This window comes from Sulfitobacter sediminis (assembly GCF_040811725.1).
Taxonomy (GTDB): Bacteria; Pseudomonadota; Alphaproteobacteria; order Rhodobacterales; family Rhodobacteraceae; genus Sulfitobacter; species Sulfitobacter sediminis.
Genome location: NZ_JBFNXX010000014.1, coordinates 76,596 through 102,681, shown reverse-complemented (window position 1 = coordinate 102,681; position 26,086 = coordinate 76,596). Strand labels below are relative to the sequence as shown.

Genomic DNA, 26,086 nt, shown 5'->3' with positions numbered 1-26,086 from the left:
TTCCTCCCTGAATGTGCATCAGTCATGCAGTGCCGGCTCCCCGGCTTTTTGCGCGAGCCTTCGGCCCACGGTGTCGAAAAAGTGCAGGTTGTCGTCCGAGAAAGTGATCTCCATCGTCTCACCTGCGGGAATGTTGCGAAGTCCCGGCAGGCTCACGGTGAGGCCAGTAGTGGCCGGATGTGACAGACCGATGAATGTCTCAGATCCCAGGAATTCGCATTCCGACACGGTGCAGCTCAGCCGCCCCTTGCCGGTCTCAGCCACCGCGACGTCCTCAGCGCGAAGCCCGATGCGGGCCGCGTGCCCAAAGCCTGGCAAGGCAGAAGCGTCGATCAATGCCATCGGCGGCGCGCCGACGAACTCCGCCACGAAGGTGTTTGCGGGCTTGTAGTATAGTTCCTCCGGCGCTCCAGTCTGCTGGATATGGCCATCCTTCATCAGCACAACCATGTCTGCCATGCTCATCGCCTCGGTCTGGTCATGGGTGACGTATACAACCGTGATCCCCAGATCGAGCTGCAGCTTCTTGATATCCTTACGCACCGAGGCACGCAGCTTGGCGTCAAGGTTCGACAGCGGCTCGTCCATAAGGCAAAGCGGCTGGTTCGCCACAATCGCGCGCGCCAGTGCAACCCGTTGCCTTTGGCCCCCCGAAAGCTCGCCCGGCTTGCGGTCCTCATACCCAAGCAGTCCGGTGATCTCCAAGGCGCGCTTCAGTTTGTCGCGCCGCTCAGTCGCGGGGACCTTGCGCACCTTCAGCCCGAAGACCACGTTTTCGGCGACGTTAAGATGCGGGAACAATGCATAGGACTGGAAAACCATGGACAGGTTGCGCTCGGAGGGGGCCGCATGCGTCACGTCGCGCCCGTCAATCGTGATGCTTCCTTCATCGGGCAACTCCAGCCCGGAGAGCAGACGCAGCGTAGTTGATTTCCCGCACCCTGATGGGCCGAGCAGCGCCACGAAAGACCCACGCGGAATGGACAGGGATATGTCTTCAACCCCTAACTGCCCATTCCAGCGCTTAGCGACATTGTCCACGTGAACGAAGGGCGCTGCATCGGTCATACTGTCTTCTCCGCGAAAACGATTTTGTCGCCGAGTCCTTCGACGACCGTCTCGAAAACAGCCGTCGGCGGCCGGTCGCAAACGACCTGATCGACATCGCTGATACTTGCGCCTGCTGCCGGCGCAAGACGGCCGAATTTGCTGTGGTCAATCACTAAAATCGCGCGCTGCGCATTGGAACGCATCCGCTCGGACGCGCGAACTTCGGATTGATGAAACTCTAAAAGCAGACCGTCCTCTCCCACGCCTGCCGTACCGAAAACAGCGAACTCGGCACGAAAACGCCCAAAGAATTCGACCACTTCCTCACCGATGAAATCACGATCGGGAAGACGAAGCTCCCCGCCTGGCAGAATGATGCGGTTCGATACCTCTTCACTCAGGGCCATTGCCGCACTTAGGTTGTTGGTAATAACGGTCAGTTCTTTGCGGTAGCGCAGAGCGCGCGCAACGCTCAGGGCCGTGGAGCCGATGGAGACAAAGAGCGTCGCGCCATCGGGTATCTGAGCCGCCGCCACCTCGGCGATGGCCCGCTTCCCCGCAAGATTGGTGCCCGCGCGCTGGTCGAAAGGCGTGTTCAGCCGATCCTCTGCCAGTTCGATCCGACCATGCGCCCGACGCAGATTGCTGCCGTCACAAAGAAGATCAATATCACGGCGTACCGTCTGGGTTGAGACCCCCAGCATTTCGGCAAGAGCACCTACGCTGACGCCGCCACGCTCCTGAACGACCTGCTGGATAATGTCGCGACGTCTGATCTTCTTGGATGCCATAGTTTCCCCGCAGTGTGAAAAAACTATAACCAGCAAAAGCAACAAAACAACAAAATTTTTGACTCCCGATGTCTCCTATCTCCAAAAACGCTCCAAAAATAGCTATTTTCTTCTTCCCTTATGTACCAACTCAACCTTTTTTGATGTTTTTTCTTCCATTTCTGTGTGTGCCCGCTACCATGTCTTTGTCCGCACCAAATGTGCGTGATCTCATTGAATGAAGGATTGAACGGACGCATGGATGACGTCGTTAGCATTTTCGAACGTTATCAATCTGTGCGCCATCGGCTGCCCAAGGCCAATTTTCCAGCCGATGCCTTGCGGATAAATTCACTGATGGACGTGCTTGATGAGGTAGACGCTTTTGTCTTCGATGCCTTCGGCGTTCTGAACGTGGGTGAAACGCCAATACCAGGTGCTGCGGAACGACTGGACCAGTTGCGCAGCGCTGGGAATAAGATCCGCATCCTGTCAAATGCAGCGAGTTACAATCATGACCGTGCGGTAGAAAAATTTCGCAATCTGGGTGTTGAGGTTGCTTCGGAAGAGATCATCACCAGCCGTAGCGCGGCTTTGAAGGGTCTTGGCGATATGCTCTGGGGTTGTATCGCCGCGCCATCAGACGACTTGACGGATATTCCTGCCGCCACATTGCGCCTCGGCGATGATCGGTCCGAATATGACAGCGTCGATGGCATCCTGTTTCTCTCGACTGAAATCTGGAATGTCGATCGTCAAGCCATCCTGACTGAGAGCCTTCTGGAGCGGCAGCGCCCTGTCGTGATTGCCAATGCCGATATTGCGGCGCCTCGGGACAACGGGTTTTCGCTGGAACCGGGACATTTTGGGCATCTACTTGCCGACTTGGGCCTGCCTGACGTTCGCTTCTTCGGAAAGCCTTTCCCCGATGTTTTTCAAATGGTGAGTGACACCCTCGAAAGCTCGCCGCCGGACCGGATCGCAATGTGCGGTGACACGCTACATACCGACATCCTCGGTGCCGCAGCCCATGGCTGGCGCACGGTTTTGGTGGAAAGGGACGGTATGTTTTCTGGGGTAGATGCAACCCAGTTCACCATGCAGTCTGCACTTGTGCCTACGTGGCGGCTCTCTCGCATATAACGTGACCGATCCGGCAAGAAGAGTAGAGCCAACATTACCGATTAGGCTTCTCAGCTTTTTGTTTCACATTGCTTGGATGGATTTTTTTCTGCAGCGAATGACAGCAAAGTGAGCTGCAACGCGGCACCAGAAGCATCTGACGAGCGGCCGCTTAGGGCAGTTCAGCGCCTTTGGGGACCAATAGACGACTGACCGGTTTGTCCGCTTCTGAGACATCGAGCGCAACCGCAGCGAATGGCTGATATTGGTATGAGCGGTCGTTGCGGCCAAGAAGCAGACGTTGCCACGGCGCGAGCCAGTCATGAGTGACTGGTTAAGTTTGCAACTGAGCCATTGCTCATAGCTTAAGCAATGCCGACTAAGGTCAAAGAAACCGACTTATCTCACTAATGCCGCTCCGGCGTGAGCACTTCCAGACTACCGCCACATTGGCCCAAGCACGTGCACCTAGCGGTCTGCTCTACTTCACCCGACAATTCATTAATGAAGCACATCTCGGAGACGGTAAGCACACTGGGTCTGGCGCTCAGTCGATACGGTGATGCCCCTTTTGGCATCCGGCTGGCCGACCGACTGATGCATCTGCATGTGGTGGGGCAGACAGGCACCGGCAAGTCGACGCTCCTGGCCAATCTGGCTCTGCAGGATGCCGCGGGCGGCTTTGGCTTCTGTCTTATCGATCCGCACGGTGATCTGGCAGACACGCTAGCAGCCCATCTGGGGGACCGCGCCCATCTCTGGGCACCGGCCGATCCGGACAATCCCTATGGCTACAACCCGCTGACGCCTGTACCGGCCACCTACCACCCTCTGGTGGCCGCAGGCCTGATCGACGCCTTCAAGAAGCAATGGGCTGACGCCTGGGGTGTGCGTATGGAGCACCTCCTGCGCCACGCCCTGCTCACCCTGCTGGCCCAACCCCGGGCCGATCTGCGCGATCTCGTCCCCCTCTTCATCGACAAGTCCGCGCAGGCACATATGCTGAGCCACGTCACGGACCCGCAAGTGCGCGCCTTCTGGACCGCCGAGTTCCCGAAGATGAACTACAAGACAGCCTTTGACGGTGTGGCCCCCATTGCCAACAAGCTTGGGGCCTTCCTCGCCCATCCCAATGTCCGCCGTGCCTTGTGTGAGCCCACGCGACCCCTCCGGTTCCGCAAGATCATGGATGAAGGAGAGCTCCTCATCGTCAACCTCAGCAAGGGCCGTCTTGGAGCAGACGTCACCAATGTCCTGGGCGGCCTGATTGTCGCCAGCATCGTCAACGCCGCCCTCAGCCGTCAGAACCTCCCTGAGCCTCAGCGACGCCCCTTCATGCTGCACGTCGACGAGTTCCACGCCTTCACCACCACCTCCATCGCCGATATCCTGCCAGAGACCCGCAAGTACGGGCTTGGGCTCACGCTCGTTCATCAGCACATCGCCCAGGTGGAGACCGGCGTCTTTGAGGCCATCCTCGGGAATGTCGGCAGCCTCATGGTCTTTCGGGTGGGTGCCAATGACGCCCCCGTCTTTGTGCGTCAGTTGGAGAAGGTGACCCCGGGCGATCTGATCAATCTGCCCAACCACCGCGCCTATGCGCGGGTCATGGTAAAGGGCCAGAGGACACCGGCCTTCTCAGTGGCGACGGCGCCGCCACCGCAAAAAACCGCCTCCCGCTAAGGGAGACGGTCAGGCCTAGTACTCGCTGGCCAACATGAGAGTCAGCACCCTGTGGGTGAGAGCCGCATTGGCCGGGTTGGGCGAATGCGCCTGCAGTGCCAGGTCGAACGGGTCGATCTTCCAGAAGAGCTTGTGACCTTCGAGCTCAAAAGCTCCGAAGTCATGCTCCCCCCACGGGTCGTTCTCTTCACTGAAGTTGTTGAAGCATCTAACAGCCGCCAGGGCACGGGCGACAAACTCTGGCCCCAGTGCCGACACCCCGTTGGTCACAAACACTGAGCCACGCCCCTGTCCAAGTCGTCGAAACGCGTCGTTCAGATCGCGCACACGGCCATTCTCCGGGCGCTCCGGCTTGATCCATTGCAACTCGGTCTCGTCCTCACACGTGCGACAGTAGGCCTGGTCGAAGTGGGTCTCCAACTCCCAGAAGCCCGCCTCCCTGTTCCAGCAGGCCCAGGCATCGGTTACAACGTGCTCCGAGCCACAGCGCGCACAGATCGGTGCTTCGCCAAGGATATCGAACCCTGTTGTCTCTTTGGTCGTCATCTCTCTTCCCTCCGGTCGGGTGGCCGCCCGAGACCATCTCGGACGCACCCCACGAAGGGAGAGAGAGCAGACCTCGCTTTAAGGCCTGCGGGGTGAGGACGGCCCTTGACCAAAGGTGGCTTCGATCAGCGAAAGAGCCTCGAAGTAAATCAGGGTCTTGGGTTCGGGGTCCCAGAGCCGACGCATCTTCGGCAGATAGGGCTGCAGTGCGGGATACCGGCGCGCCAGGTCCTGGGCCTCCACAAACCGGTTGGTGTGCGCCTGCCCGCGGACGACCGCGATACTCTCCACGTCCGCAAGCTCCGCAACGGATCCCAAGGCCTCGATGATCTTCCGGGTCTTGGCACCCTTCTTTGAGCGGGCCAGGAGCTTCTCGGTAATCACCGTGTCTGGCCTGAACCGCTCAATCTGCCAGGCGGCGTAGACCCGGGCCTCTTTGGAGCCAATGCTCGCCTTCCGGGACATGCCCACACTCTTGACGGTGCCCTGAACCACAAGGACATGGGCCACCCGTCCGCTGGCGGCGGCAAAGGCCAGCACACTGCGCCTAGCGGTCATAGTACCTGGCTATACGCTCAACCCGCGCTTCCAGACTGCGCAGAGCATTGTGCCGCGCAAAGCGCGTCAACCACGTCAGGCGCGGCTCTGGCAGGTCAAACAGCCGTTCCCGGATGGTGGCAGCCCGGTCCCTGAACAGGGGCTCCACCATGACCTCCATGGTGCGCCCAAAAAGAACGGCCACCCCGCAAAGGTCAGACACGCTCGGGACGGCCCGTCCAAGCTCCAGGCGAGAGATATGGCTTTGCGACACACCGAGCAGGTGAGCGCAGTCTTCCTGGCTGAGCCCCGCTTTGCGACGGGCCTCGGCCAGGCATTGTGAGAAGTCTTGCATAAAGAACTTTTGACTTAAGCTGGTAATCCGCCGACGACCCTTTGAGCCGCCAGCACCGCTCTACGGCCCGATGGCGCGATGTCTCTGCCTCGTCCTCCACCGGGCCAGTCTCGCGTGGGATCATCCTCGGAGGGGTCAAACCCCTCCGATCCCCCGAGACCAGCCCGGTGGTGAGGTCATCGCTATCCAGTCGGGATTGTCTAAGGCACAGCTTACGCCACCGGCATGGCTCTGCAAGACTCACCCGCAACCCCAACGGACATGAACGCGTGTCTAGGCAAGCTCCCCTGCCCTGGTACTCTGAGGGCATGGAGCACGACAAACACCTACAACGCCATCTCGATCTCTGCCGCCGCATCTACCTGCGCATGCTGGCCGAGGGGACTTGGCCCCCGACGGAGGCACCAGAGTCGCCAAAATCTGACGATATGGTAGAGTCTGAGTACCCCAGTATCGATGTATGACATCCTGTTTTGGCTACATCCGGGTCTCCACCCAGAAGCAAGGCGAAGGGGTCTCTCTCGACGCACAGAAAGAGGCCATCCAGGTCTTTGCGAGTCAGAAGGGTCTGACCATCACCAAGTGGTTCGAAGAAAAGCAGACCGCGGCCAAAGGAGGTCGGCCCATCTTCAACCAGATGCTCAGGCAGCTCCGCCGCGGGGCCGCCTCTGGCATCATCATCCACAAGATCGACCGCTCCGCCCGCAACCTGCGCGACTGGGCCATGTTCAGCGAGCTGCCCGACGCCGGTGTCAACGTTTATGTCGCCACAGAAAGCCTCGACTTCACCTCACGCGGCGGACGGCTCACCGCCGATATCCAGGCTGTCATCGCGGCCGATTACATCCGCAACCTGCGCGAAGAGACCATCAAGGGCATCCAGGGGCGCCTCAAACAAGGGCTCTATCCCTTCAAAGCACCCGTCGGGTATCTCGATCAGGGCAAAGGTAAAGCAAAGATCCCGGATCCTCAGAAAGCGCCCTTGATCCGGGACATGTTCGATCTCTATGCGAGCGGCCAATACTCCCTCAGGTCATTGCGGAAAGAGATCAATCGACGCGGCCTGCGCAACCATCGAAACAGGCCACTCAGCCTCTGCGGCATTGAAACGATCCTCAAGAACCCATTCTACACGGGGCTCATTGTGATGCGGAGAACCGGCCAAACCTACCATGGCATCCACAAGCCGATCGTTCCTCCTTCCCTCTACAAGCGCGTCCAAGAGGTCAAAGAAAACCGCTTGGGAAAAATCTCTACGCAACACAATCATCTTTACCGCGGCCTCTTTCGATGCGGTCTGTGCCAAGGGCCAATGAGCCCAGAGCGCCAGAAAGGCCGCGTCTACTACCGCTGTCAAACAAGAGAGTGCCCTACGAAGACCATCCGTGAAGATCGGCTTGAAGCGGAGATCTTGAGTGCGCTGCAAAGTCTGGAGATGACCGCTGAGGCTGCGGAACGACTGTCGAAAGCCTGGGCTGCGGAGGAAAACAGCGGACAGTTGGAAGCACAACGTCGAGCCATCGAGCTACAAATTGCAGCGGAGGAACAACGGCTCGATCGCCTCACCGATCTCCTGATTGATGGAACGATCGACAAAAGCCTGTTCGACACCCGAAAACAAAGGCTCGAGATTGATCTGGCCGCATCTCGAGAAAAGCTCCGCAGCCTGCCAAACCCCGAGCAAGCCGCCCGCAACCGCATGCAGTTCCTCGAACTTATGAAAAACCTGACAGGGCTTCATATTGGCGCCCAAGACGCCGAAAAACGCGAAATCGTCGAAAACGCTTTCTCGAACCGAACTGTCGTGCAAAACCGCGTTGAACTAGAGCCCTGCGATTGGCTCAAGGTAGTTAAATCTGGCATGTGTGTCTTCGATGGTGGCCTTGATCGGGACACATCTCGAACTGGACCCAACGAGCTTCAAAGTCCAGACAGCGCCTTTGAAAAGCTTCTGGCCGTACTGGACAGCCAGAAACACCATCAGGACGACGCGACTGCTGATGGCAGATAGATTTCTGGAATCTCGGCGGTAGGCCGATCATCACCAATTGAAGTACTTGTCTGAGATGTCGGGGACTACCCGTCATCTGACTTTCTACGGGTGTCCTCAAGATGGCGTGCACTGCCCGTTCATTCAGAGCTTCAAATGCGGCCTACTTGGATAATACCGGCACACCTCCGGTGCAGGACCCCATGGGCAAGTACACACTGTTAGAATCCCGCTCATCGGGTGACCGAGGAGTGCGCCCTCGGCCACCCTGCTCCTTACTCAGGAGTGTCGGGCGGGGCGTCCCGATTGGCCAGCCGTGCTTGGAGCCACTCCAGCACTTCAGCCTCAACCCATCCCACCCGGTTCGGGCCCAGCTGTACCCGTTTAGGGAATAGGCCTGCCTTCTCCAGACGTGCGACATGTTGCGGCGAGTACAAAACCAGCTCCTTCAGCTGACGCTTCGAAAGTATCCTCATCGCGATCTCTCCATGATTGAAGAGCATCGCGATGCCCTAGGTTACGACAATACCCAGGTCAGATTACCGTACGGCAGAAGTCACATCCGGTCCATGCTTGCCTATGATCTCTTGTATATGCTTTTCGTACATGGCGTATGCTTCTCTCATTTCTTCTATGTAGGCGTGTCTGTTGTAGACGGCAGCCACCCCGCTGATTGAACCAGATACGTGGTTTAGAATCCTTTCGGTTACATGAATTGGAGTGCCAAGCTTCGCCATATTGCTACTGAAAGTTCGACGTAGATCATGCAATGTGTATGGTTCCACATCCAAAGGGCGATCGAACACTGCCTTAGACTTTGAAAAACCGTTGAAAGGCTTGTCTCGGTCAAGACGAGAAGGGAATAGAAGATCTGTGTCACCAGGTATCTTGGCAACGATCCCCATCGCCAAGTTGCCAAGGGGAACACTGTGTGGTCTTCGGTTTTTTACAAAAGCTGCCGGGTATCGAATTATTTGGTCTTCAATCCAGCTACATCGAAGCCCAACGATTTCTCCGCGACGTTGGCCTGTAAGAATTAGTAACTGCACGATCTGACCAAATGGCCATCCAAAAGCGTCAGCGCGGTGCCAAAGAATGCAAAGCTCGCGGTCGCACAACACTCGTTCGCGTGGCTTGGACTTGAATGCCATGTGCGGAACTGGGGATATGTCTAAAAAGCCTCGCTTTACGCACCAGTTCATCATCGTACGGATTGCAACAAAGGCATGCTGCTGCTCAGATGGTGTCGATTTCAGCCTCTCGATGCAGGATGCAATGCTGTCTCGTGTCAATTCGGATAGTTGACACTTGAAATGGAAGTGCTTGTAAAGCAGGCGCCTGTATTCATCGACGGTCCGTTCTCTCGTGCGTGCTTCACTATCCGCAATAAATCTTTCTCTGGCCAAATCAAAAGAAATCAAGGGCAGCGGTTGCTTCGCATTGATACCTTCCAGAGCAATATCAGCTTGTGCGCGTTTGGCGAGGATGCGAGCTTCAGATAATGATAGCTCCGGATAGCGACCTAGGCTGCGCCGCTGCCGGTTCTTCCCGTACACCACCACAAATGTCTTCGAGCCGCCCTGTGACACGCGCACGCCGAAGCCAGGAAGCCCAGGATCATAATATGTCTTTTGACCAGAGTTTGGGGGCTTCAGGCGCTTTATCTGTAGGTCCGTTAGGCTCACTTTAGGCTCTCGAATCGTGTGCGTAATGGCGGTTTTCTATGTTCAGCTATGTTCGGGAGAAAGCTGTTAATATGCTGATCTTCAATACTTAAATACCATATATGAGAACATATGTGAATCTGAGAATTCAGATTTGTAATCAGTAGGTCCGCGGTTCGAGTCCGTATGGGGGCGCCATATATCATCAAAAAATCCAACTATTTCATGATATTATTTCGTCATATAAAATCTTTATCCACCTATTCGCCCACCTTGAGCGCAGCGATCAAACCCCGTTAATGGGGACCACTTTCCACTGGCCTCTGCCCTCACCCTCACGAAACACAAAACCAAATCGGACAAGCGGTGATTTCCAATCGCTAAGCAGGAGCGGCTTGCTAACCTATCCGCAACGCTTGATGATATCAGAATGACAACTGAAGAAACTTTCGGTCGAACCATCCAACTCTTCCTCGTTGACGGCAAACCGAGCGGATTGCGGAAGGCCACGATACACGGGTGGACAGGATTGCTCTTCGTAAGTGGGGCCTCCGCTTTCGGCGACATGACGGCTCGTGAGGAGGTAGATCGCACTGGCGTCTATGTGCTCTCCGGTCCCGACCCGGACAAAGCGAGCGGCGTGCGGGTCTATATCGGCTCGGGCAACTCAGTAGCCGAACGGATCAAACAAAGTGCTTTAAAACGCGACTTCTGGGAAACAGCAATCACCGTACCTACCACCATTCAGCGGGGGAGTTTGCATGGCCGCAGCCGAGCGTATTGATGGGAAAAAGCAGCCACTCTGGTTGGCTTGGTATCTTAACTATGGTCTTGAGGCGAAACCGCCACGGCGCAGAACCAGGCAGTATATTGCTAACCTGTTTGGTGCCTGGGGCTCGGCTCAAACGATTGGGTTTACGCTTCTGCACGTTTTCCTTGGCCTTGATCAGTTTTGGGCTATGGCGCTGATCAATGTCGTAATGACGGTGACACTGTTCTGCCTCCCATTTGCATTTAATCGCGGCGATGAGTTTGGCGCCTTTTACATCGTAATGGCGATCTGCCCCGCTCTGATTACGATCAGTGCACTGGCCGGTAATGGCACCGGTGTTCAACTAACCCTTCTATCGGCGCCAGCAGTGTCATTGCTCATAATTGGCCCCAAGCGACCGGACTTACTGATGCTCATCACAATTGCAGCCATCGCATCCATTATTGTGAGCGAGGTATATTTCTCTACGCCAATTGTGGAAGCCTACCGAGCCCCAATTTTTCAAATCGGAAACTACATATTTTTGATAACTGCAACGGCTGCGATGATCGTGGTCCCTACCTTCGTGGCCTTCAACCGTGCAGAGACCGCCGAAGACGCGCTTGCAGCCGAACACGCCAGATCGGAAGCACTACTCTACAACCTCCTCCCTGAGGATATTGCTGCTCGGCTAAAGGTCGAGCCAAACCAGACAATCGCCGATAGTCTCCCGAAGGTCGCGATCCTGTTTGCCGATATCGTGGACTTTACTCCCCGAGCTGCCTCTCTCCCGCCGGAGGAAGTTGTCAGTTTCCTGAACAAAGTCTTCCGCGCCTTCGATGAACTGGCCGAGAAGCATGGACTGGAGAAGATCAAGACGATTGGAGACGCTTACATGGTCGCTGCTGGAATGCCCAACCCATGCGGTGATCCGGTGCATCGGGTGGCGGAAATGGCTCTCGATATGCAACGGACCGTCGCGGACATGGCAGACGAATTCCCAGAGGGGCTGGAGGTCCGCATTGGCCTCCATGCTGGTCCCGCAGTCGCAGGGGTCATTGGCAATAAGAAACTATTCTACGATGTGTGGGGCGAAACGGTAAACACCGCCAGCCGAATGGAAAGCCACGGTGAGCCCGGACGTATTCAGGTCACTGGCCCCGCCCATGAAGAACTCGCAGGTGATTACTCTTTTGAGCCGCGTGGGACAGTTGAAGTCAAAGGCATGGGTTCAGTCGAGACATGGTGGTTGGCAGGAAAGGCTGCCTGAGGCTCGAACTGTGCTTAGCCCCCTAACGAATAGACCGTCCATGAACCATCAACTCCTTTGAGAGCATGAGTTCCCCGATCACTCAAAGTTAGGCCGCTACCCATCAGCATTTCTCTAACCGTTTGAGAGACCAAGATTTCCCCCGGATCGGCCAAGGATTGTACACGTGAAGCGATGTTCACGGCTAGCCGCTCAATCGCACGCATGACTTCCCTCTTGCCCAATGGTGGCGCTTGATGTGTGTGTGCCCCGTATTTCCTCTTCACACCCTTGAGCGCCAAGTCCACTATGGGGAAAGGCGGGCGTTGAATTCATCGCTCACAACACAGCAAAGCGTGGGTCTGGATGCACAAGTTCTGCAGTATCGAAAACACAATAAATGGACTGAATATGGAATGATGATCGGATACGCACGCACATCTACTATCGAACAGAAGGCCTCGATAGAGGCGCAGAGAGAGTCACTGAGGGCCATCGGCTGCGATAGGCTGTATGACGAGCAAATATCGTCAGTGGCTCCCAGAGAGGCGCTCCGGGCCGCTATGGACTATGCCCGCGACGGGGACACGCTTGTCGTTACCAAGTTGGATCGTCTGGCACGTACAGTCAGGCATCTTGGGGAGATAGTCGAAGAACTCTCAGAAAAGAACGTTGGCCTTCGCATCCTTGATCTTGGGTTGGATACTACAAATGCGACTGGCAAACTGATGCTAAACGTCTTGGGTTCAGTTGCACAGTTCGAAAGAGAGATGATGTTAGAGCGACAGCGTGAAGGCATCGCCAAGGCCAAAGCGCTGGGCAAGTACAAAGGTCGCAAGCCAACAGCACGTTTGCAGAAGCAAGAAATTGTCGGCCTCTTGTCCGAGGGTTTGACGAAGAAGGCTGTGTCGGAACGCCTGGGCATCTCTGAGCGGTCGGTTTATAGAATTGCGAACGGAGCAATCTAGAGTTGCAGTTCGCGATACGCACCACCATCACGTGTATTTGCAAAAGGAGCCAAGACGGGTCCCTACCAATCTCTATTGGTGGGGTCGACGTCACCGCTTCGACATTCTGAAACAATGGCTAACACAGCACTCGCAACGCATGCAAAAGGTAACACAAAAAGGAACACAGCGGCATTCTCGGCTATTGAACAATGCATAAATTTCAGATACTTGCATGGTTGAAATTATGCATCCATCACCGTGTGGGGGCACCATAAATTTCAAGGTTTTATTGAAATAGCACGACCGCAAAGTCGTTTGGTGGCCACGCCTGCGATCTGCGCTCGGCCCCCCCCCTTCCCGGACAAGATTTGGAGGCCGACTGCCGCCCGCAAGCCTCGGACGCTTTGCGGCACCGGAAGTGCGTTGACCATGTTGTACAGGAACCTATACGCAGCCCCTGCCGCGCTTGACCGGGGAATGATGCGCACCTAACCTTTCCAGACAGTCCTGCAGCCGCTCCCGCGTGCCCGAAATCACCCGAGGCCGGCTTTCGCCAAAGGGAAACGCTACATGAAGAAAAGCGCGATCTCGGTTCTTGCCCCGGCCCTCAGCCTTGTGCTTGGCACGGGTTCCGCCGCGCAGGAGGCAAGTGTCGAGATGGGTCGCATGATCGCGGACGAATATTGCTCGCGGTGTCATAACATCGAACCGAATGGCCCTTTCAAGCTGCAGACGCCCAGCTTTGCCGCGATCGCCAAGTTCCGGTCGAAAGAGCAGATCCGCAACCGGATCGTCATGCCGTTGCACGACAGGATGCCGCAATACCTCGACTATATGATCGGCGGAAACATCGATGACATGGTGGCTTACATCGTGTCCCTCGAAAACTAGCGTCAAGCACCGTTCGGACCGCAACAAAAACCGTTGGTGAGCCCGCGGTCGCCGCGCGATCCCTACCCCACCCGTTACGGCCTGAGGCGCACAAACGGAAGCCTGACAGCAACCTAGTTCGAGACGCTCTCGCAGGCGCAGGCTCTGTGTCCGCCCTTATGCGTGGTGGCCAGCCGGTAGAAGCGGAAACCGCCCAGGCGGTATATCTCTTCGCCATAGCTGTTGGTTCTCCCATCGGCATCGACTGTATCGACCGACGTCCTTACGAATTCGACCGGCGCTCTGTAGGGGTCGCCATCGTTGAGCCAGCTTGCCTGTATGACCTGGTTTCAAAGTTATCGACACGGCTCACGTTGTGCCCTTACCGCAGTAAACGGCTACAGAGATGCGACCGGACAAACCTTGCCCCCCGCGCCGAGGATGGTCTTTCGCGAGGACTTGATGACATGGGGTCTGTTCTGAGGCGTGGACTGGACCATTCACGGTACTCCAGGAACTCGGAAACACATTCGAAACGAAGCAAGCCGTGCAGAAGCAAACTTCTGACAAGAACCGCTAGGCTTGATGAAAAGCGCGACTTCCCGCTGGAGAAATTTTTTGGCAATCCTTCATTTTTTGCCAATGATCCTCACCACCTGCAGGGCGCACTAACAACTTCCACTTAATATGTTTCGGAATTGGCGCCTTAGATCGATCTAAGTCAACGGGAACTGAAATTGATTTCGCACCAGAATTGCGTGCCCTGACCGATCTCCCCAAAAGCGGCCAATTCCTGTCCTTCAAAGGCCGCTTTGCGCGGGTGACTCGGGTGTGCTTTCCGCTGCGGTAGACCATGGTCCCTGGGCAATGGTTTCCACCTGGAAGACAGTCAGCGAAGCGTGTCGGAGGAGAAGCTCCACCGGGTCTATTTGCAGCCGCCCTCAGCCCAGGAACGCACGTTCATCTTGAAACCGCCACCGTAGGGATGTTGTTTCGACACCGCTTCATTGTTGCCAGCATTAACGTAGGTCTTGCCCTGATCGCACAGCGCCTCCTTGGTCCATTGGTGGCAGTTCGAGCAACTCTGGTCCTTCCACAGTTCCTCGGGCAGGCCTTCGATCGGCGGAAAGAGCGGCGACAATGTCACCAGCTCCGAGATGCTCTTTCCGAGAAGGCCCTCTCCCCCGCTGGTGAAAGGCATCTCCCAGGTCAACTCGGTTCCCATGGGTGCGGCGGCCGCCCGCGAGGGCGCAGCGGCAACGACGACTTCCTCGGCCTTCGGCTCTGCCGGGGCCTGCTGCGCGGCAGCAGCGGCACGTTCCGCCTTTTCCTTCAGTATCTTCAGCTCGAAGGCGGCGAATTCCGCGTAGATCCCTTCGGGAAAGGCCGTCAGATATGCCTCGTAGTCCTCAGCCGCCCCGCTTGCCTGGGCAACGCCGATCAGACGCTCCTGCTCCTGCGTGGTGTCGGCCTGAGGCTCTGGCGCGGCGGGTGTTTCAGGGACCGCGACGGCCAAAGGGGGCTCCGGCTGCGGTGCGTTCACTGCGGCAGCGGCGTTCTGCTCACCGAGTTCCGAATTGATGATCTTCTCCAGAAGCGCGCGTGCTTCGGGGATGAATTTGCTGTCGGGATAGCCGCGCATGAAAAGAACAACGGGAACAGGATCGGTGCTGTCCTTGACCGAGTCCCAGAGTTGAAGCTCGGCGATTTCGGCCTCGGTCAGCGCCTCTCCCGGCTTGAACACAAAGTCGTTGGTCAAAGAGGACGTATCCCAGGGCGTCTGCGCCCCGCCCGTCTGTTCGATGACGTCCACGCGGACGTTCTTGAAAAGCTGTTCGATGGGCACACCCGCCTTGGGTATTTCACGGGCCAGCGCCTTGGTGAAAGGGCTGTTTCCATCCAGCCCGTCTAGCGCCACCGCCCCCGGTGCAGTGGCGTAGGACAGGAAAGTACCGGTCGGGGCGTTCATTTCGGCAAGACCGTTGTCATTCAGGTCCGGTATCGACACGAACGGGTTGTTCCGGCAAGCGTCGAGGATCACGATGTTGGTCTTGTTCTTGGCCGAGAACATCTGCCGCAGAACCGCCTGTGCGGGCACAGCGACAAGGCTCAGATCGGCGGCATCGGTCAGGCTCGCGTCGGTGGGCAGCAGGTAGTTGCTGCCGAAGGACTGAACCGCGTGGCCCGCGTAGTAGAACAGCCCTGTCGCCTCCTTGCCCGCGTCCCGTAAATCGCGGCCAAACTGCGCGATCGCGCGGTTCAACGCGATCTGGTTCGCGTCGATCAGCATGGTCACCTTGAACCCCTGCTCTTCGAGTGTACGGGCCATGAGTTCGGCATCCGGCACCGTGTTGTCCAGCGGTGTGACCGCACCATAGGCGCCGTTCCCGACGATCAGTGCGATCCTTGGCTCAAGCTCCTGTGCCTTGGCCGGGCTGAGCAGCGCAAAGGCCAGAAAGATCGCCCCAAGCATGACCATGAGGCGACCGAAGGTCGCTTGTTCTTTCGAAGCTGTGTGTCGCATCTAGTTGCTTATCACCTTGAATTCGATCCTGCGGTTCTTCCAGCGCCCCTCGCGGGTGTCATTGCTGGCGATGGGGCTGCTCTCCCCGTAACCCTTGCTGACCAGCACATCCGGAGTCAGATCACGGGAAATCAGGTATTCCCGCACAGTGGTCGCCCGTGCGTCAGACAGCCGCTGATTGCTGGCGTCGCTGCCGACAGAGTCCGTGTGCCCGCCAACCTCGATCACCATGTTCGGACAGCGGCGGATGATATCCGCAAGGCTGTTCAGCAGGGGTTCGCTCTTGGGGTCGTGGCGAGAGCTGCCGGAAGCGAAATAGATGTTTCCGGTACGTGACAGGATCTCGAACCGGCCCTTGCAGGCCTCGCGGTCAAAATCTCCTTCCGCTTCGAGCGCCACGGAAGCGGGTGTGGCCGTTGCGGTGGGCTGAGGGGTGGCCGCAGCCGTGGTGCTGTTGCGGGCAAAGATGAAGTCGAAGGACACGGTTGCCGACGGGATGATATCGACGTTTGCGGCCTCCTGCAGCTTGTTCAGACCCTCCATCAGGTTGAAGTCAGCGACGCTGACCGAGACGGGGGTGCGGCTGGCGACAGACACGAGGTCAGGCGTCAGGAGGGTGACGAAAACCTCGGCTTCGTAGTCCTTTGTCACGCCATGCAAATCCATGGTGTAAGTGACGGGCACTGTCTTGCGGCGGACCTGTTCCAGATCGGCAAGCGCACTGGCGTCGATTTGGGTCGTGATCTTGGCGGTGGGGAACTTGAAGGTCTCGAAGAATAGAAAACGCATGCGGACGTTGCGGAGGTCGATCTTGGTATCGACTGAATCAAGCAGAACCCGTACCTCAGTCGCACCCGAGGGAGAAATCTCCCCTTCCAGCGTGGCGAAGCTGCTGGATTCAACGACGGTCTGTTTCTTGACGGACTGGAACGTCAGGTTCGACATTTCGGGCTGAAGCGTCCAGCCCCCGGAAAACGGGTTCTGCTGCGCCTGCGCCACCTGTCCCAGCGCAATCAGCGCAAGGACCACCAAGAACAGGTTATGGGCGGCTTTTTCCTGCAGTCTTTTCAATAGGTTCATCACATTCCTCCAGTGCCCCAAATAAAGGCGGGACGGTCGCGGTCTCAAAAATTGTCCAATTGTTGCACGAAGAGCCGCGTGCAAACAATCCTTTTCACAAGAGAATTCGAGCGCGCCTCAGGCGTTCCGGCGGTCGATTTTCAGGTGTGTCATGCCGGTCTGGGCCATGGCGATGCTCATCTCGTCGCTCAGCACTTTCCAAAGCTGATCAAGTCCCTGTCGCCCTGCCGCGGCGATGGCAAACTGGAGGATGCGTCCGAAGAACACGAAATCCGCTCCGGCAACCAACGCCTTGAGTGCATCCTCGCCCGACCGCAGGCCGCTGTCGAAGAAGATCGGGAAGTCGGGGCCAAGGGCGGCGCGCATATTGGGCAATACCTCGAAGGGCGCGGGCGCGCTTTCGAGCTGGCGCGCGCCGTGGCTGGAGACCTGGATCGCGTCGACGCCCGCGTCCTTCAGCGCCACGCCGTCCTCAATGTCGAGCACACCTTTCACCACAAGATTGCCCGGCCACATATCGCGCAGGCGTCTGAGCGTGTCCCAGTTGGCCTTGGCGCGGCTTTCGGTGCGGTCGAATTCGTAGCCTTCCTTAAGGAAATTCGCCATTTGCGGCTTGCCGTGGATCAAGCCCGAGATCGACCAGCGCGGATGCAGCGCGAAGTCGAGGAATTGCCAGGGGCCGATCTTGAAAGGCATCTTGAAGCCGTGGCGCAGCTCGCGCGGGCGACGCCCGACCTCGGGGACATCGACGGTCAGCACGAGGGTTTCGTAGCCTGCCGCCTTGGCGCGTTCGACCAGCTTGAAAGTGCCATTGCCATCGCCGCTGAAATAAAGCTGGAACCAGGCGTTTCCTTCGGCGATTTCGATGATCTTTTCCATGGGCGTCGAGGCCACGGTAGAGACGCCGTGAGGCACTTTGTATTTTGCCGCCAGCTTGGCCAGCATCAGGTCCGCGCCGGGACCCGACAGGTTGCACATGCCCATCGGCGCAATGCCGAAGGGGCGCTCGGCCTCTTTGCCGAAGACGGTCGCTGAAAGCGAGCGCTGGCTGACGTCGCGCAGGATGCGCGGGCGCAGCGTCATTGCGTCAAGGGCGGCGCGATTGCGCGCCGCCCCTGTCTCGGCCCCGGCGGAGCCGTCGATATAGTCGAACACCATCCACGGCAGTCGCCGCTTCGCCAGACGGCGCGCGTCCTCTGCCGAATGGATGGCGTCCGCGCTCATCAGGCTTTCACGGCCTCCATGAAGCGGTGGCGGATGACGACCGGATCGAGCGTGATCACCGGCAGCTTGATGTTGCCACTGTCGCACTTGCAGACGATGATGGTCATCTCGTCACTGTCGATGGCCTCTTGCAGCACCGGCGGCAGGTCCTTGTCCTGCACCTCGATCACGTTCTCGCAGCCGCAGGCGCGCGCGACGTCGGTCAGGTTGGTTTTCTTGCCTGCATAGGTCGGCTGGTCCCCGGTGGAGCCGTAAGAGCCATTGTCGATGATCAGCAGCGTGTAGTTGCCGGTCGCATTGTTGGCGATGGTGGGCAGCGTGCCGAGGTTGGTCAGGATCGAGCCGTCCCCGTCGATGGAGATCACCGGCTTTGGCTGCGCCAGCGCCAGACCGAAGCCGATGGAGGACGCGAGACCCATGGTGCCGAGCATGTAGAAGTTGCGCTCGTTGTCGTCGATCGAGTGGAGCTCCTGGCTGGGCAGACCGATGTTGCAGACGACGAGGTGCGGATTGATGATGGGTGCGATTTCTTTCAGGATTTCAGAGCGGATCATTGGTCGCCATAGCCTCCCCAGAAGTTGGCGTCGGTCAGGATCGCCACGGGTTTGTTGCACATGAAGGTGTACTTCAGAATGTTATCAAGCTCTTCCACATCCTTTTGCCAGTGGAAGTGGTAGGTGGGGATGTTGAGCTGTGCCAGCAACGCCTTGGTGTGCACGGCCATTTCCACCTGACAGGCCACCGGCTCGCGGAGCTCTCCGCGGTAGGAGATCAGCATGGGCAGCGGCATCCGGTAGAACTGGGTCAGCGTGGCCAGCGTGTTGATCGTCACGCCGATGGCTGTGTTCTGCATGATGATGCAGGGCCGCTTGCCGCCCATGAAGGCACCGGCGCAGAGGCCCATGCCCTCGTCTTCCTTGTTGGAGGGGATGTGGAAGATGCCGTCGCGGTTCTCGACTTCCTCGATCACACCGGCCAGCTGCTTGCAGGGGACGGTTGTGACAAAGGAGACATCGTTCGCGACAAGATCATCCACGATCTTCTTGTCGATATTCATGGTCTTGCCTTTCGGGTTGGTGCGCCATGGTGGCGCGTTTTGAGAAATCAGGTGGAACGGTAGACATGCACCGCGCAGGGCGCGTGGCGCACGACACGGGCGGCGGTAGAGCCGAGCAGATAGTCGCTGAGCCCCGGTTTGTGCGAGCCGATCACGATGCAGTCGATGCCGTTGCCGGTCGCGTAGTCGATGATCGTGCGATAGGTGTGGCCCTTGATCAGTTCCGCCTTGACGCCGGAAACGCCTTCGAGCTTCTGCTCCAGCAGCTTGCGGGCCTTTTCGAAGCCCTCTTTCACGGTGTCCTCATCGAGATAGGCCGTGACCGATCCCTGCGGCGCCTCGTAGACGTGCAGTGCGATGATCTCTCCGCTGCCGCCGGTCAGCGCCTGGGCGATTTCGAGGGTCTGGGGTGAGACGCCGTGATCAAGCGCCATGGGGACGAGAATTTTCTTGTACATGATCTCTCTCCGTTATTCAGGTCAGGCCCAGGGGGACAGGACGATCTTGGGCGCGGCCACCTTGCCCTGCCGCAGGTCCTTGAAGGCGGCAAAGCCTTCGGAAAGCGGGCGTTGCTCGGTCCAGTCGAGCGGACCGAGGCGGCCGTCAAAGATCGCCTGCGCGGTGTCGCGGAAATCCTGCGCCGTGTAGGTATATGTGCCGATGAAGGTGATCTCTTGAAGGGTCATGCGCCGGACGTCGAGGCCGCCGGTGTCTTCGCCAAGGCCCACATGGGCGATCACGCCGCCGGGCTGTGCGAGTTCGGAGGCTGTCGCGCGGGTGGCGGCGTAGCCGACCGCGTCGATGATCACCGGGTACTGGCCTTCGCCGAAGGCAAGCGTCTTCTGCCCGCAGCGGTCGGCGAGAAAGGCGCGGCGCGCATCGTTGGGTTCGGCCACGGTGACTTCGTCGATTCCCAGGGCCTTGAGGGCGAGTGCCGCCGCGAGGCCGATGGCACCGCCCCCGATGACCAGCGCACGCCTGTCCATCGACGGATGCAGCGCCTCAAGGGCAAGCTTTACCGTATGCCAACTGACCGCCAGCGGTTCGGCCAACGCGGCCTTGTTCAGCGGCACGCCCTCCGGTACCTCAACCAGATTGCGTTCCGGCATCGCCACGTATTGCGCAAAGGCCCCCTCGCGCGGCGGCATGGAGATGATCTGCCGCGTCGGGCAGAGGTTTTCCCGCCCCGCCTTGCAGGCCTGACAGGTGCCGCAGGTTACAAGCGGATTGACCGTCACGCGCCTGCCCTCCATCGGGCCGCCGACGATCACCCCTGCGGCCTCGTGTCCGAGGATCAGGGGCGCGGGGCGGCGGGCGTCGTGGCCCAGATAGGCGTGCATGTCAGAGCCGCAGATGCCCACGGCCTCGACCTTGATCAGATGTTCGCCCGCGCGCGGCTCGGCATCCGGCACATCGCGGAAGCCCAATTCCTCAACACCGTCGTACACTAGTGCTTTCATTTTGCCGTGAACCCCCCGTCCACCATAAGAACCTGCCCCGTCACGTATCCCGATGCTTGCGAGCAGAGGAAAAGCAATGGGCCGTCGATGTCTTCCATCGCGCCGTTGCGGCCGATGCAGGTTTGCGCCGCGTTACGTTGCGCGCGGGCTTCGTCGTTGAAAACCGCCGCCGTCAGTTCCGTCGGGAAAAAGCCCGGCCCGATGGCATTGGCGGTGATGCCGTGGGGTGACCAGGCTTCGGCCATGGCGCGGGTCAGCTGGCCAATACCGGCCTTTGTGGCCCCATAGGCGATGCCGCCCGGAAAGGCGCGCGTGGTCTGGAGCGAGGCGAAGTTGACGATCCGGCCCCAGTTTTTTGCCTTCATCGCGGGCACGAGGGCCTGGCTGAGAAAGAAGGGCGCGGAAAGGTTCAGCGCCAGTGTCTGGTCCCAGCCTTCCGGCGTCACGTCATCGGCCGCCTGCCGGGTGTTCACACCCGCCGCATGTACGACGATATCCGGTGCGCCAAAGGGCGCGGAAATGGCCTCGACCAGCGCCGGGATGCCGTCGCGGTCGGCCACGTCCGCCGCCACGGCCTCGGCCCCTGCCCCGATCTCGTCCTTGAGGCTGTCCAATGCCTCCGCCCTGCGGGCCACGCCCACGACCTTGGCGCCTGCCGCAGCAAGTGCGACAGCTGCGCGCCGACCGAGGCCGGAGCTTGCGCCGGTCACGCAAGCCACCCGGCCCGTCAGGTCAAAGAGGTGACGCGGGTCATCCATCGGCGGAAAGGTCGAAATTCTCGCCCGGGAAGTACTTGGCAAGGCGCACGTCCGCCGCACGGGCGTGACCTTCCATGCCTTCCAGACGCGAGATCCGCGCGGTCGCGATGGCGACGTCCTTGGACGCCTCGCGCGTGGTGCGCTGCCAGGTCACGATCTTCATGTACTTGTGCACCGAAAGACCGCCCGTATAGCTGGCCGCGCGCGAGGTCGGCAGCACGTGGTTCGTCCCCGCCGCCTTGTCGCCGTAGCTGACGGTGGTTTCCTCGCCAAGGAAGAGCGAGCCGTAGCAGGTCAGCCGGTCCAGCCACCAGTCGAGGTCCTCGGCCTGTACGGTCAGGTGCTCGGGCGCGTAGTCGTCGGAACAGGCGGCCATTTCCTCGCGGTTGGCGCAGAGGATCACCTCGGCGTAGTCACGCCATGCGGCGGCGGCGTTCTGGCTGTTGAGCTCAGGCAGATCGTCGATCAGGCCCGGCACCAGTTCCATCACCTTTTCCGCCAGCGCGCGGTCATCGGTGACCAGCCAGACGGGCGAGTTGTAGCCATGCTCTGCCTGGCTGACGAGGTCGGTCGCGACGATATGCGGATCGGCGGTCTTGTCGGCAAGGATCAGGCTATCGGTGGGGCCCGCGATCATGTCGATCCCGACCCGACCGAAGAGGATGCGCTTGGCCTCGGCCACGAACTGGTTGCCGGGACCGACGAGGATGTTGGCCGGGGGCAGGCCGAAGAGACCGAAGGTCATCGCGGCAACGCCCTGCACGCCGCCCATCGCCATGATCTTGTCCGCGCCGCAGATATGCGCGGCATAGACGATGGCGGGGTTCACGCCCTCGCCCGGACGGGGCGGGGAACAAGCAGTGATGTGACGGCAACCGGCCACCTTGGCGGTGGTCACGGTCATGATGGCCGACGCGATGTGGCTGTAACGGCCACCGGGGACGTAGCAGCCCGCGGCATCCACCGGGATCGCCTTTTGGCCGGCGATAAAGCCGGGGCTCATCTCCATCTCCACGTCGGCGACGGTCGACTTCTGCTTTTCGGCGAACCGCTTGACGTTGTCGTGGCTGAACTGGATGTCCTGTTTCAGTTTCTCCGGCACCAGCGCGATGGCCGCCTCGATCTCTTCGGGCGTCAGCAGCACGTTGCCTTCGTACTTGTCGAACTTCTTGGCGTATTCCAGCGCCTTTGCGTCGCCGCCTGCCTCGATGTCGTTCAGGATGTTGACGACGGTTTCATGCACTTCGGAGGCATCCGACTTGGCGTGCTTGGGGGCTTTCTTGAGATATTCACGGGTCATGGTCAGGTATCCTACTTGTAAATGTCGGGCAGGAGGGTGGTCGAAATGGCAGGTACATAGGCGATCAGAAGAACGACGATGAACATGCACAATACGAAGGGAATGGCGCGCCAGGCTATCTTCAGAATGGACTCGCCCGTAATGCCAGATACGACGAAGAGGTTGAGGCCGAGCGGCGGGGTGATGAAGCCCACACCGAGCGCGGTGATCATCATGATGCAGAACTGGATTTCGTTCATGCCGATGTTGTCCGCGAGCGGCTTGAGGATGGGCGCGAGGATCACGATGTTGGGTGTCGTTTCCATCACGCAGCCCGCGGCGATCAGGATGCCGATCATCAGCAGGATCAGCAGCCAGGGTTCATCGGTAAGCGATGTGACCGAGGTGACGAAGCCCTGCGGCACGCCCATGATCGCCAGCGCCTCGGCCAGTGGGGCGGAGAAGGCGATGATGGGAAGGATCACGCCATTCACCTTGGCGGAGCTGACCAGCATCGCGGGGAAGTCGGCCAGTTTCAGGGTGCCGAGAATGAACCCCATAATGATCGTCACGACAACGGCAGTCGCACCGGCCTCAGTCGGCGTCAGCCTTCCTGAGAAGATACCGTAGAAGATGATTCCGGGCACGATGAAGGCGTACCAGCCGGATTTCAGCGCGCGGCCGAGGTTGCCGGCCCATTCGCCGAAGCTCATGTTGCCGCCGCCTTCCCAGCCGTTCAGGCGGTTCATGATGATGTTGGTGATCAGGATCGAGATCAGGATCGCAAGGCCGGGGATCAGGGCGGCGAGGAACAGGGTCGAGGCGGATATGCCCAGCACGAGGCCGATGATGATGTAGGCGATGGAGGGCGGGATCAGGATGCCGGTACAGGCACCGGCGGCCACCAGCGCACAGGCATAGGGGCGCGGGTAGCCGCTTTCGACCAGACGGTCGATGGTCATACGGCCCACGGCGGCAGCACCGGCGGCGTCAGAGCCTGAGATGGCCGCGAACATGCCGCAGACGAGCACGGTGGCGGAGCCGAAGCCGCCCTTGGCGAACTGCGTCAGCGCCTCGGCCACGTCGAGGAATTTTCGGGAAAGCCCCGTGCGGACCAGCACGTCCCCCGTCAGGATAAAGAGCGGCACGGCGGTCAGCGCAAAGGCGTCGATGCCGGTAAAGAGTTTCTCGCCCACAAGGCTTAGCGGCAGGTCGCCGGACATCACCAGCATGGTGATGGCGGCGGTGCCGATGGCGGCCCAGACGGGTACGGCAAGCGCGATAAGGGCGACGAAGATCAGGACGGGCAGGTAAAAGTCCCAGCCCAGTTCCACCGTTTGATTCATGGTTTGCCAAAGCATCGGTCAGGCTCCTCAATCAAACAGCTTGTCGCCTTCAAAGACGGGTTCACCGTCCCGAAGGGATTTGAAATCGCGGGCGAAGGACTGCAGCAGGCGCCAGATCATCAGCGCAAAGCCCAGTGGCACGGCCATCAGGAACCACACCTTGGAGATGCGCAGCCCGTCCGTGACGGATCCGAACTTGTAAGAGATGTGCACCGTCTCCCACGACCAGTAGAGCGCGATGATCGCCACGCCGAACATGATGAGGTCGCCGAAGATATAGAGCAGCGCCTTGGGGCGCGGCCCGATGTAATGCATGATCACGTCAATGCGGATATGCGCGCGTTCCTTGACCGCCGCTGCCGCGCCGATCCAGGCGAGGTAGATGAAGGAGTACCGCACGATCTCTTCGCCCCAGATCGAGGAATAAGCGAATAGCTCGCGCCGGATCACCTCGATGGCCATCGTGATGACGAGCATCACGTAGAACATCAAAAGCAGCCAGCGTTCGGCGTCCCTGTCGATTTTGCGTAAAATATCCATGTCTCGCCCCGGCCTTGGCCGCACCTCACCCGTTCAGCCGCGACGGGCCGTTGGTGACATACTGCGAATGAGTGGAGGGCGGACGCCGCTCGGGCGTCCGCCGATTGCGCTTAGGCGTCGTGCACGTAGTACTTGCCCTGGGTGCCAGCCGCCTCTTCCATCTTGGCGAAGGCGTCCATGGAACCGGCAAGCTCCGTCTTGAACTCGTCCCATTCGGAGCGCTGGTAGCCGCCCGCTTCTTTCCATTCGTTCAGCTGGTCGTCGCTGAGGGTGTGGAATTCGACACCGGCCTTGGAGAGCTCCGCCATGGCGTAGGCACGGGCCGAAGGCACCTTGGCGAGGTTCTGGTGCGCGGTCATTTCCGAACCCCACATGATCCCTTCCTGGACGTCGGCGGGCATGGAGTTGAACCATTCGAGGTTGCAGGAATAAACCTGGCTGTCCGGCACTGCCTGCGTGAACGTGACATGGGACAGGATGTCCTTGAAGCCGAAGACGTAGAGCGCGCCCACGGAGGGGTCGAGCGCGTCGGCCACACCCTGCTTGATCGCGGAGGGCGTTTCGCCCCATGCCACCGGCGTCGGGTTGGCGCCGACCATGCGGTAGTACTGCTGCAGCATCTTGGAGCCCGGCACACGGAACTTGACGCCCGACAGGTCGGAGGGCGACAGCACCGCGCCTGCCCCGCCCTTGCGGACGGCAACGACGCGGGGATCGATGTTGACGTAGAAAAGTGCCTTGAAGCCGTTGGCCTCGACCTTGGGATGCACTTCGCTGTTCCAGAAATCGGAATTCACGAGGTTCGTGAAGCGCTGATTGGAACCGCAGAGATACGGCATGTTGATCAGGTCAACGGTGGACGCGAAAGGCGCGAAGTTGGACAGCGAATGCTGAGCCGCCTGAATGGTGCCGCCCTGCACCGCCTGCACCAGGGCGCCGCCTGCGCCCAGCTGACCACCGGGGGCAAGCTTGACATAGACCTTGCCGTTGGTGGCGTTCTGGATGTTTTCCTTCAGGTCCAGCTGCATGATCGGATAGCTGCGCGATGCGCCCAGCACATATGCGGTCGCGATGACCATCACATGATCCGCCGCATTCTCCCTTTCGCGCTCCTCGTTCGCGGTTTGCGCAGCTGCTTCGGATGACCAGAGCATGCCGCCAGCGCCTGCGACCATTGCAGCGGTAAAGCTGCCGGTGGCCGCGAGTTTCAAAAAGTTGCGACGCTCGGCTGATTTCAGCTCTTTGGTCTCATTGTCCATGTGGTTTCCTCCCGTTGAACTT

The 26,086-nt window shown here is 59.2% G+C and carries 27 protein-coding genes; 7 read left to right on the top strand and 20 right to left on the bottom strand.

Annotated elements, in window-relative coordinates; translation table 11 throughout:
- Positions 1–18: 18 nt before the first annotated feature.
- Both AB2B41_RS17170 and AB2B41_RS17165 read right to left on the bottom strand, forming a co-directional pair.
- A complete protein-coding gene (locus tag AB2B41_RS17170; RefSeq protein ID WP_367879045.1) occupies positions 19–1,068 on the bottom strand; it encodes an ABC transporter ATP-binding protein in 1,050 nt (349 codons plus the stop codon).
- On the bottom strand, positions 1,065–1,841 hold the full coding sequence (locus AB2B41_RS17165; RefSeq protein ID WP_367879044.1) for a DeoR/GlpR family DNA-binding transcription regulator: 777 nt from the start codon (positions 1,839–1,841) through the stop codon (positions 1,065–1,067). The genes AB2B41_RS17170 and AB2B41_RS17165 overlap by 4 nt, the downstream gene beginning before the upstream one ends.
- A gap of 237 nt (positions 1,842–2,078) precedes the next feature.
- Between AB2B41_RS17165 and AB2B41_RS17160 the strand changes: the two genes are divergently transcribed.
- Together AB2B41_RS17160 and AB2B41_RS17155 are read left to right on the top strand one after the other, a co-directional pair.
- Positions 2,079–2,963 (top strand): HAD-IIA family hydrolase, encoded by an 885-nt coding sequence (locus tag AB2B41_RS17160; RefSeq protein ID WP_367879043.1) that lies wholly within the window; start codon positions 2,079–2,081, stop codon positions 2,961–2,963.
- 483 nt (positions 2,964–3,446) lie between these two features.
- A complete protein-coding gene (locus AB2B41_RS17155) occupies positions 3,447–4,625 on the top strand; it encodes a type IV secretory system conjugative DNA transfer family protein (RefSeq protein ID WP_367879042.1) in 1,179 nt (392 codons plus the stop codon).
- Between the two features lie 15 nt (positions 4,626–4,640).
- Here the strand turns inward: AB2B41_RS17155 and AB2B41_RS17150 are convergent, their stop codons facing one another.
- From AB2B41_RS17150 to AB2B41_RS17140, 3 genes are all read right to left on the bottom strand, one after another.
- Entirely contained in the window at positions 4,641–5,171 is a 531-nt protein-coding gene (locus tag AB2B41_RS17150; RefSeq protein ID WP_367879041.1) for a DUF3768 domain-containing protein, read from the bottom strand.
- Positions 5,172–5,249: 78 nt separating this feature from the next.
- Complete coding sequence (locus AB2B41_RS17145) at positions 5,250–5,729, bottom strand: hypothetical protein (RefSeq protein ID WP_367879040.1); 480 nt, start codon at positions 5,727–5,729, stop codon at positions 5,250–5,252.
- Positions 5,719–6,063 (bottom strand): helix-turn-helix transcriptional regulator, encoded by a 345-nt coding sequence (locus AB2B41_RS17140; protein WP_367879039.1) that lies wholly within the window; start codon positions 6,061–6,063, stop codon positions 5,719–5,721. The genes AB2B41_RS17145 and AB2B41_RS17140 overlap by 11 nt, the downstream gene beginning before the upstream one ends.
- 460 nt (positions 6,064–6,523) lie before the next feature.
- On the opposite strand from AB2B41_RS17140, the gene AB2B41_RS17135 reads away from it, so the two are divergent.
- Positions 6,524–8,074 carry a recombinase family protein gene (locus AB2B41_RS17135; RefSeq protein ID WP_367879038.1) on the top strand — a complete coding sequence of 517 codons (1,551 nt, stop codon included), beginning with the start codon at positions 6,524–6,526 and terminating at the stop codon, positions 8,072–8,074.
- A gap of 254 nt (positions 8,075–8,328) precedes the next feature.
- Here the strand turns inward: AB2B41_RS17135 and AB2B41_RS17130 are convergent, their stop codons facing one another.
- Together AB2B41_RS17130 and AB2B41_RS17125 are read right to left on the bottom strand one after the other, a co-directional pair.
- Complete coding sequence (locus AB2B41_RS17130; protein WP_367879054.1) at positions 8,329–8,529, bottom strand: helix-turn-helix transcriptional regulator; 201 nt, start codon at positions 8,527–8,529, stop codon at positions 8,329–8,331.
- 63 nt (positions 8,530–8,592) lie between these two features.
- Entirely contained in the window at positions 8,593–9,738 is a 1,146-nt protein-coding gene (locus AB2B41_RS17125; protein WP_367879037.1) for a tyrosine-type recombinase/integrase, read from the bottom strand.
- 409 nt (positions 9,739–10,147) lie between these two features.
- On the opposite strand from AB2B41_RS17125, the gene AB2B41_RS17120 reads away from it, so the two are divergent.
- Both AB2B41_RS17120 and AB2B41_RS17115 read left to right on the top strand, forming a co-directional pair.
- On the top strand, positions 10,148–10,501 hold the full coding sequence (locus tag AB2B41_RS17120; protein WP_367879036.1) for a GIY-YIG nuclease family protein: 354 nt from the start codon (positions 10,148–10,150) through the stop codon (positions 10,499–10,501).
- Positions 10,479–11,738: an adenylate/guanylate cyclase domain-containing protein gene (locus AB2B41_RS17115; RefSeq protein ID WP_367879035.1), complete on the top strand. Its 1,260-nt coding sequence runs from the start codon at positions 10,479–10,481 to the stop codon at positions 11,736–11,738. The genes AB2B41_RS17120 and AB2B41_RS17115 overlap by 23 nt, the downstream gene beginning before the upstream one ends.
- 14 nt (positions 11,739–11,752) lie before the next feature.
- On the opposite strand, the gene AB2B41_RS17110 is transcribed toward AB2B41_RS17115, so the two are convergent.
- Entirely contained in the window at positions 11,753–11,944 is a 192-nt protein-coding gene (locus AB2B41_RS17110; protein ID WP_367879034.1) for an adenylate/guanylate cyclase domain-containing protein, read from the bottom strand.
- 189 nt (positions 11,945–12,133) lie between these two features.
- Here AB2B41_RS17110 and AB2B41_RS17105 point away from each other — a divergent pair, with 189 nt between their 5' ends.
- A complete protein-coding gene (locus AB2B41_RS17105) occupies positions 12,134–12,685 on the top strand; it encodes a recombinase family protein (RefSeq protein ID WP_367879053.1) in 552 nt (183 codons plus the stop codon).
- 552 nt (positions 12,686–13,237) lie between these two features.
- A complete protein-coding gene (locus tag AB2B41_RS17100) occupies positions 13,238–13,558 on the top strand; it encodes a c-type cytochrome (RefSeq protein WP_367879033.1) in 321 nt (106 codons plus the stop codon).
- Positions 13,559–14,462: 904 nt separating this feature from the next.
- Here the strand turns inward: AB2B41_RS17100 and AB2B41_RS17095 are convergent.
- The 12 genes from AB2B41_RS17095 to AB2B41_RS17040 form a co-directional block, all read right to left on the bottom strand.
- Entirely contained in the window at positions 14,463–16,061 is a 1,599-nt protein-coding gene (locus AB2B41_RS17095) for a caspase family protein (RefSeq protein ID WP_367879032.1), read from the bottom strand.
- A complete protein-coding gene (locus AB2B41_RS17090) occupies positions 16,062–17,141 on the bottom strand; it encodes an OmpA family protein (RefSeq protein ID WP_367879031.1) in 1,080 nt (359 codons plus the stop codon).
- A gap of 117 nt (positions 17,142–17,258) precedes the next feature.
- Positions 17,259–18,365, bottom strand: a complete 1,107-nt coding sequence (locus AB2B41_RS17085) for an alpha-hydroxy acid oxidase (RefSeq protein ID WP_367879030.1) — start codon at positions 18,363–18,365, stop codon at positions 17,259–17,261.
- Positions 18,365–18,919, bottom strand: a complete 555-nt coding sequence (gene comE / locus AB2B41_RS17080) for a sulfopyruvate decarboxylase subunit beta (RefSeq protein WP_367879029.1) — start codon at positions 18,917–18,919, stop codon at positions 18,365–18,367. The genes AB2B41_RS17085 and comE overlap by 1 nt, the downstream gene beginning before the upstream one ends.
- Positions 18,916–19,422, bottom strand: coding sequence for a sulfopyruvate decarboxylase subunit alpha (locus tag AB2B41_RS17075; RefSeq protein WP_367879028.1), 507 nt, complete (start codon positions 19,420–19,422; stop codon positions 18,916–18,918). The genes comE and AB2B41_RS17075 overlap by 4 nt, the downstream gene beginning before the upstream one ends.
- A 47-nt stretch (positions 19,423–19,469) precedes the next feature.
- The gene (locus tag AB2B41_RS17070; RefSeq protein ID WP_367879027.1) at positions 19,470–19,880 is read right to left on the bottom strand and encodes a universal stress protein; all 411 of its coding nucleotides are present in this window, start codon (positions 19,878–19,880) and stop codon (positions 19,470–19,472) included.
- Between the two features lie 21 nt (positions 19,881–19,901).
- Positions 19,902–20,882, bottom strand: coding sequence for an alcohol dehydrogenase catalytic domain-containing protein (locus AB2B41_RS17065; protein ID WP_367879026.1), 981 nt, complete (start codon positions 20,880–20,882; stop codon positions 19,902–19,904).
- Positions 20,879–21,640 carry an SDR family NAD(P)-dependent oxidoreductase gene (locus AB2B41_RS17060; protein WP_367879025.1) on the bottom strand — a complete coding sequence of 254 codons (762 nt, stop codon included), beginning with the start codon at positions 21,638–21,640 and terminating at the stop codon, positions 20,879–20,881. Before AB2B41_RS17060 ends, AB2B41_RS17065 begins: the two co-directional genes overlap by 4 nt.
- Positions 21,633–22,940 (bottom strand): histidinol dehydrogenase, encoded by a 1,308-nt coding sequence (gene hisD / locus AB2B41_RS17055; protein ID WP_367879024.1) that lies wholly within the window; start codon positions 22,938–22,940, stop codon positions 21,633–21,635. The genes AB2B41_RS17060 and hisD overlap by 8 nt, the downstream gene beginning before the upstream one ends.
- 11 nt (positions 22,941–22,951) lie before the next feature.
- The gene (locus AB2B41_RS17050; protein ID WP_367879023.1) at positions 22,952–24,280 is read right to left on the bottom strand and encodes a TRAP transporter large permease; all 1,329 of its coding nucleotides are present in this window, start codon (positions 24,278–24,280) and stop codon (positions 22,952–22,954) included.
- 12 nt (positions 24,281–24,292) lie between these two features.
- A complete protein-coding gene (locus tag AB2B41_RS17045) occupies positions 24,293–24,805 on the bottom strand; it encodes a TRAP transporter small permease (protein ID WP_367879022.1) in 513 nt (170 codons plus the stop codon).
- 110 nt (positions 24,806–24,915) lie between these two features.
- Complete coding sequence (locus tag AB2B41_RS17040; protein WP_367879021.1) at positions 24,916–26,064, bottom strand: TRAP transporter substrate-binding protein; 1,149 nt, start codon at positions 26,062–26,064, stop codon at positions 24,916–24,918.
- Positions 26,065–26,086: the final 22 nt, after the last annotated feature.

Excerpts from the sequence above, each read along its gene's own strand:
- AB2B41_RS17065 (WP_367879026.1), bottom strand. The coding sequence starts at position 20,882 with ATGAAAGCACTAGTGTACGACGGTGTTGAGGAATTGGGCTTCCGCGAT.
- AB2B41_RS17120 (WP_367879036.1), top strand. The coding sequence starts at position 10,148 with ATGACAACTGAAGAAACTTTCGGTCGAACCATCCAACTCTTCCTCGTT.
- AB2B41_RS17050 (WP_367879023.1), bottom strand. The coding sequence starts at position 24,280 with ATGCTTTGGCAAACCATGAATCAAACGGTGGAACTGGGCTGGGACTTT.
- AB2B41_RS17165 (WP_367879044.1), bottom strand. The coding sequence starts at position 1,841 with ATGGCATCCAAGAAGATCAGACGTCGCGACATTATCCAGCAGGTCGTT.
- AB2B41_RS17105 (WP_367879053.1), top strand. The coding sequence starts at position 12,134 with ATGATGATCGGATACGCACGCACATCTACTATCGAACAGAAGGCCTCG.
- AB2B41_RS17145 (WP_367879040.1), bottom strand. The coding sequence starts at position 5,729 with ATGACCGCTAGGCGCAGTGTGCTGGCCTTTGCCGCCGCCAGCGGACGG.
- AB2B41_RS17150 (WP_367879041.1), bottom strand. The coding sequence starts at position 5,171 with ATGACGACCAAAGAGACAACAGGGTTCGATATCCTTGGCGAAGCACCG.
- AB2B41_RS17115 (WP_367879035.1), top strand. The coding sequence starts at position 10,479 with ATGGCCGCAGCCGAGCGTATTGATGGGAAAAAGCAGCCACTCTGGTTG.
- AB2B41_RS17130 (WP_367879054.1), bottom strand. The coding sequence starts at position 8,529 with ATGAGGATACTTTCGAAGCGTCAGCTGAAGGAGCTGGTTTTGTACTCG.
- AB2B41_RS17160 (WP_367879043.1), top strand. The coding sequence starts at position 2,079 with ATGGATGACGTCGTTAGCATTTTCGAACGTTATCAATCTGTGCGCCAT.
- comE (WP_367879029.1), bottom strand. The coding sequence starts at position 18,919 with ATGATCCGCTCTGAAATCCTGAAAGAAATCGCACCCATCATCAATCCG.
- AB2B41_RS17170 (WP_367879045.1), bottom strand. The coding sequence starts at position 1,068 with ATGACCGATGCAGCGCCCTTCGTTCACGTGGACAATGTCGCTAAGCGC.
- AB2B41_RS17090 (WP_367879031.1), bottom strand. The coding sequence starts at position 17,141 with ATGAACCTATTGAAAAGACTGCAGGAAAAAGCCGCCCATAACCTGTTC.
- AB2B41_RS17100 (WP_367879033.1), top strand. The coding sequence starts at position 13,238 with ATGAAGAAAAGCGCGATCTCGGTTCTTGCCCCGGCCCTCAGCCTTGTG.
- AB2B41_RS17110 (WP_367879034.1), bottom strand. The coding sequence starts at position 11,944 with ATGCGTGCGATTGAGCGGCTAGCCGTGAACATCGCTTCACGTGTACAA.
- AB2B41_RS17095 (WP_367879032.1), bottom strand. The coding sequence starts at position 16,061 with ATGCGACACACAGCTTCGAAAGAACAAGCGACCTTCGGTCGCCTCATG.
- AB2B41_RS17075 (WP_367879028.1), bottom strand. The coding sequence starts at position 19,422 with ATGAATATCGACAAGAAGATCGTGGATGATCTTGTCGCGAACGATGTC.
- AB2B41_RS17045 (WP_367879022.1), bottom strand. The coding sequence starts at position 24,805 with ATGGATATTTTACGCAAAATCGACAGGGACGCCGAACGCTGGCTGCTT.
- AB2B41_RS17060 (WP_367879025.1), bottom strand. The coding sequence starts at position 21,640 with ATGGATGACCCGCGTCACCTCTTTGACCTGACGGGCCGGGTGGCTTGC.
- AB2B41_RS17135 (WP_367879038.1), top strand. The coding sequence starts at position 6,524 with ATGACATCCTGTTTTGGCTACATCCGGGTCTCCACCCAGAAGCAAGGC.
- AB2B41_RS17140 (WP_367879039.1), bottom strand. The coding sequence starts at position 6,063 with ATGCAAGACTTCTCACAATGCCTGGCCGAGGCCCGTCGCAAAGCGGGG.
- hisD (WP_367879024.1), bottom strand. The coding sequence starts at position 22,940 with ATGACCCGTGAATATCTCAAGAAAGCCCCCAAGCACGCCAAGTCGGAT.
- AB2B41_RS17070 (WP_367879027.1), bottom strand. The coding sequence starts at position 19,880 with ATGTACAAGAAAATTCTCGTCCCCATGGCGCTTGATCACGGCGTCTCA.
- AB2B41_RS17155 (WP_367879042.1), top strand. The coding sequence starts at position 3,447 with ATGAAGCACATCTCGGAGACGGTAAGCACACTGGGTCTGGCGCTCAGT.
- AB2B41_RS17040 (WP_367879021.1), bottom strand. The coding sequence starts at position 26,064 with ATGGACAATGAGACCAAAGAGCTGAAATCAGCCGAGCGTCGCAACTTT.
- AB2B41_RS17085 (WP_367879030.1), bottom strand. The coding sequence starts at position 18,365 with ATGAGCGCGGACGCCATCCATTCGGCAGAGGACGCGCGCCGTCTGGCG.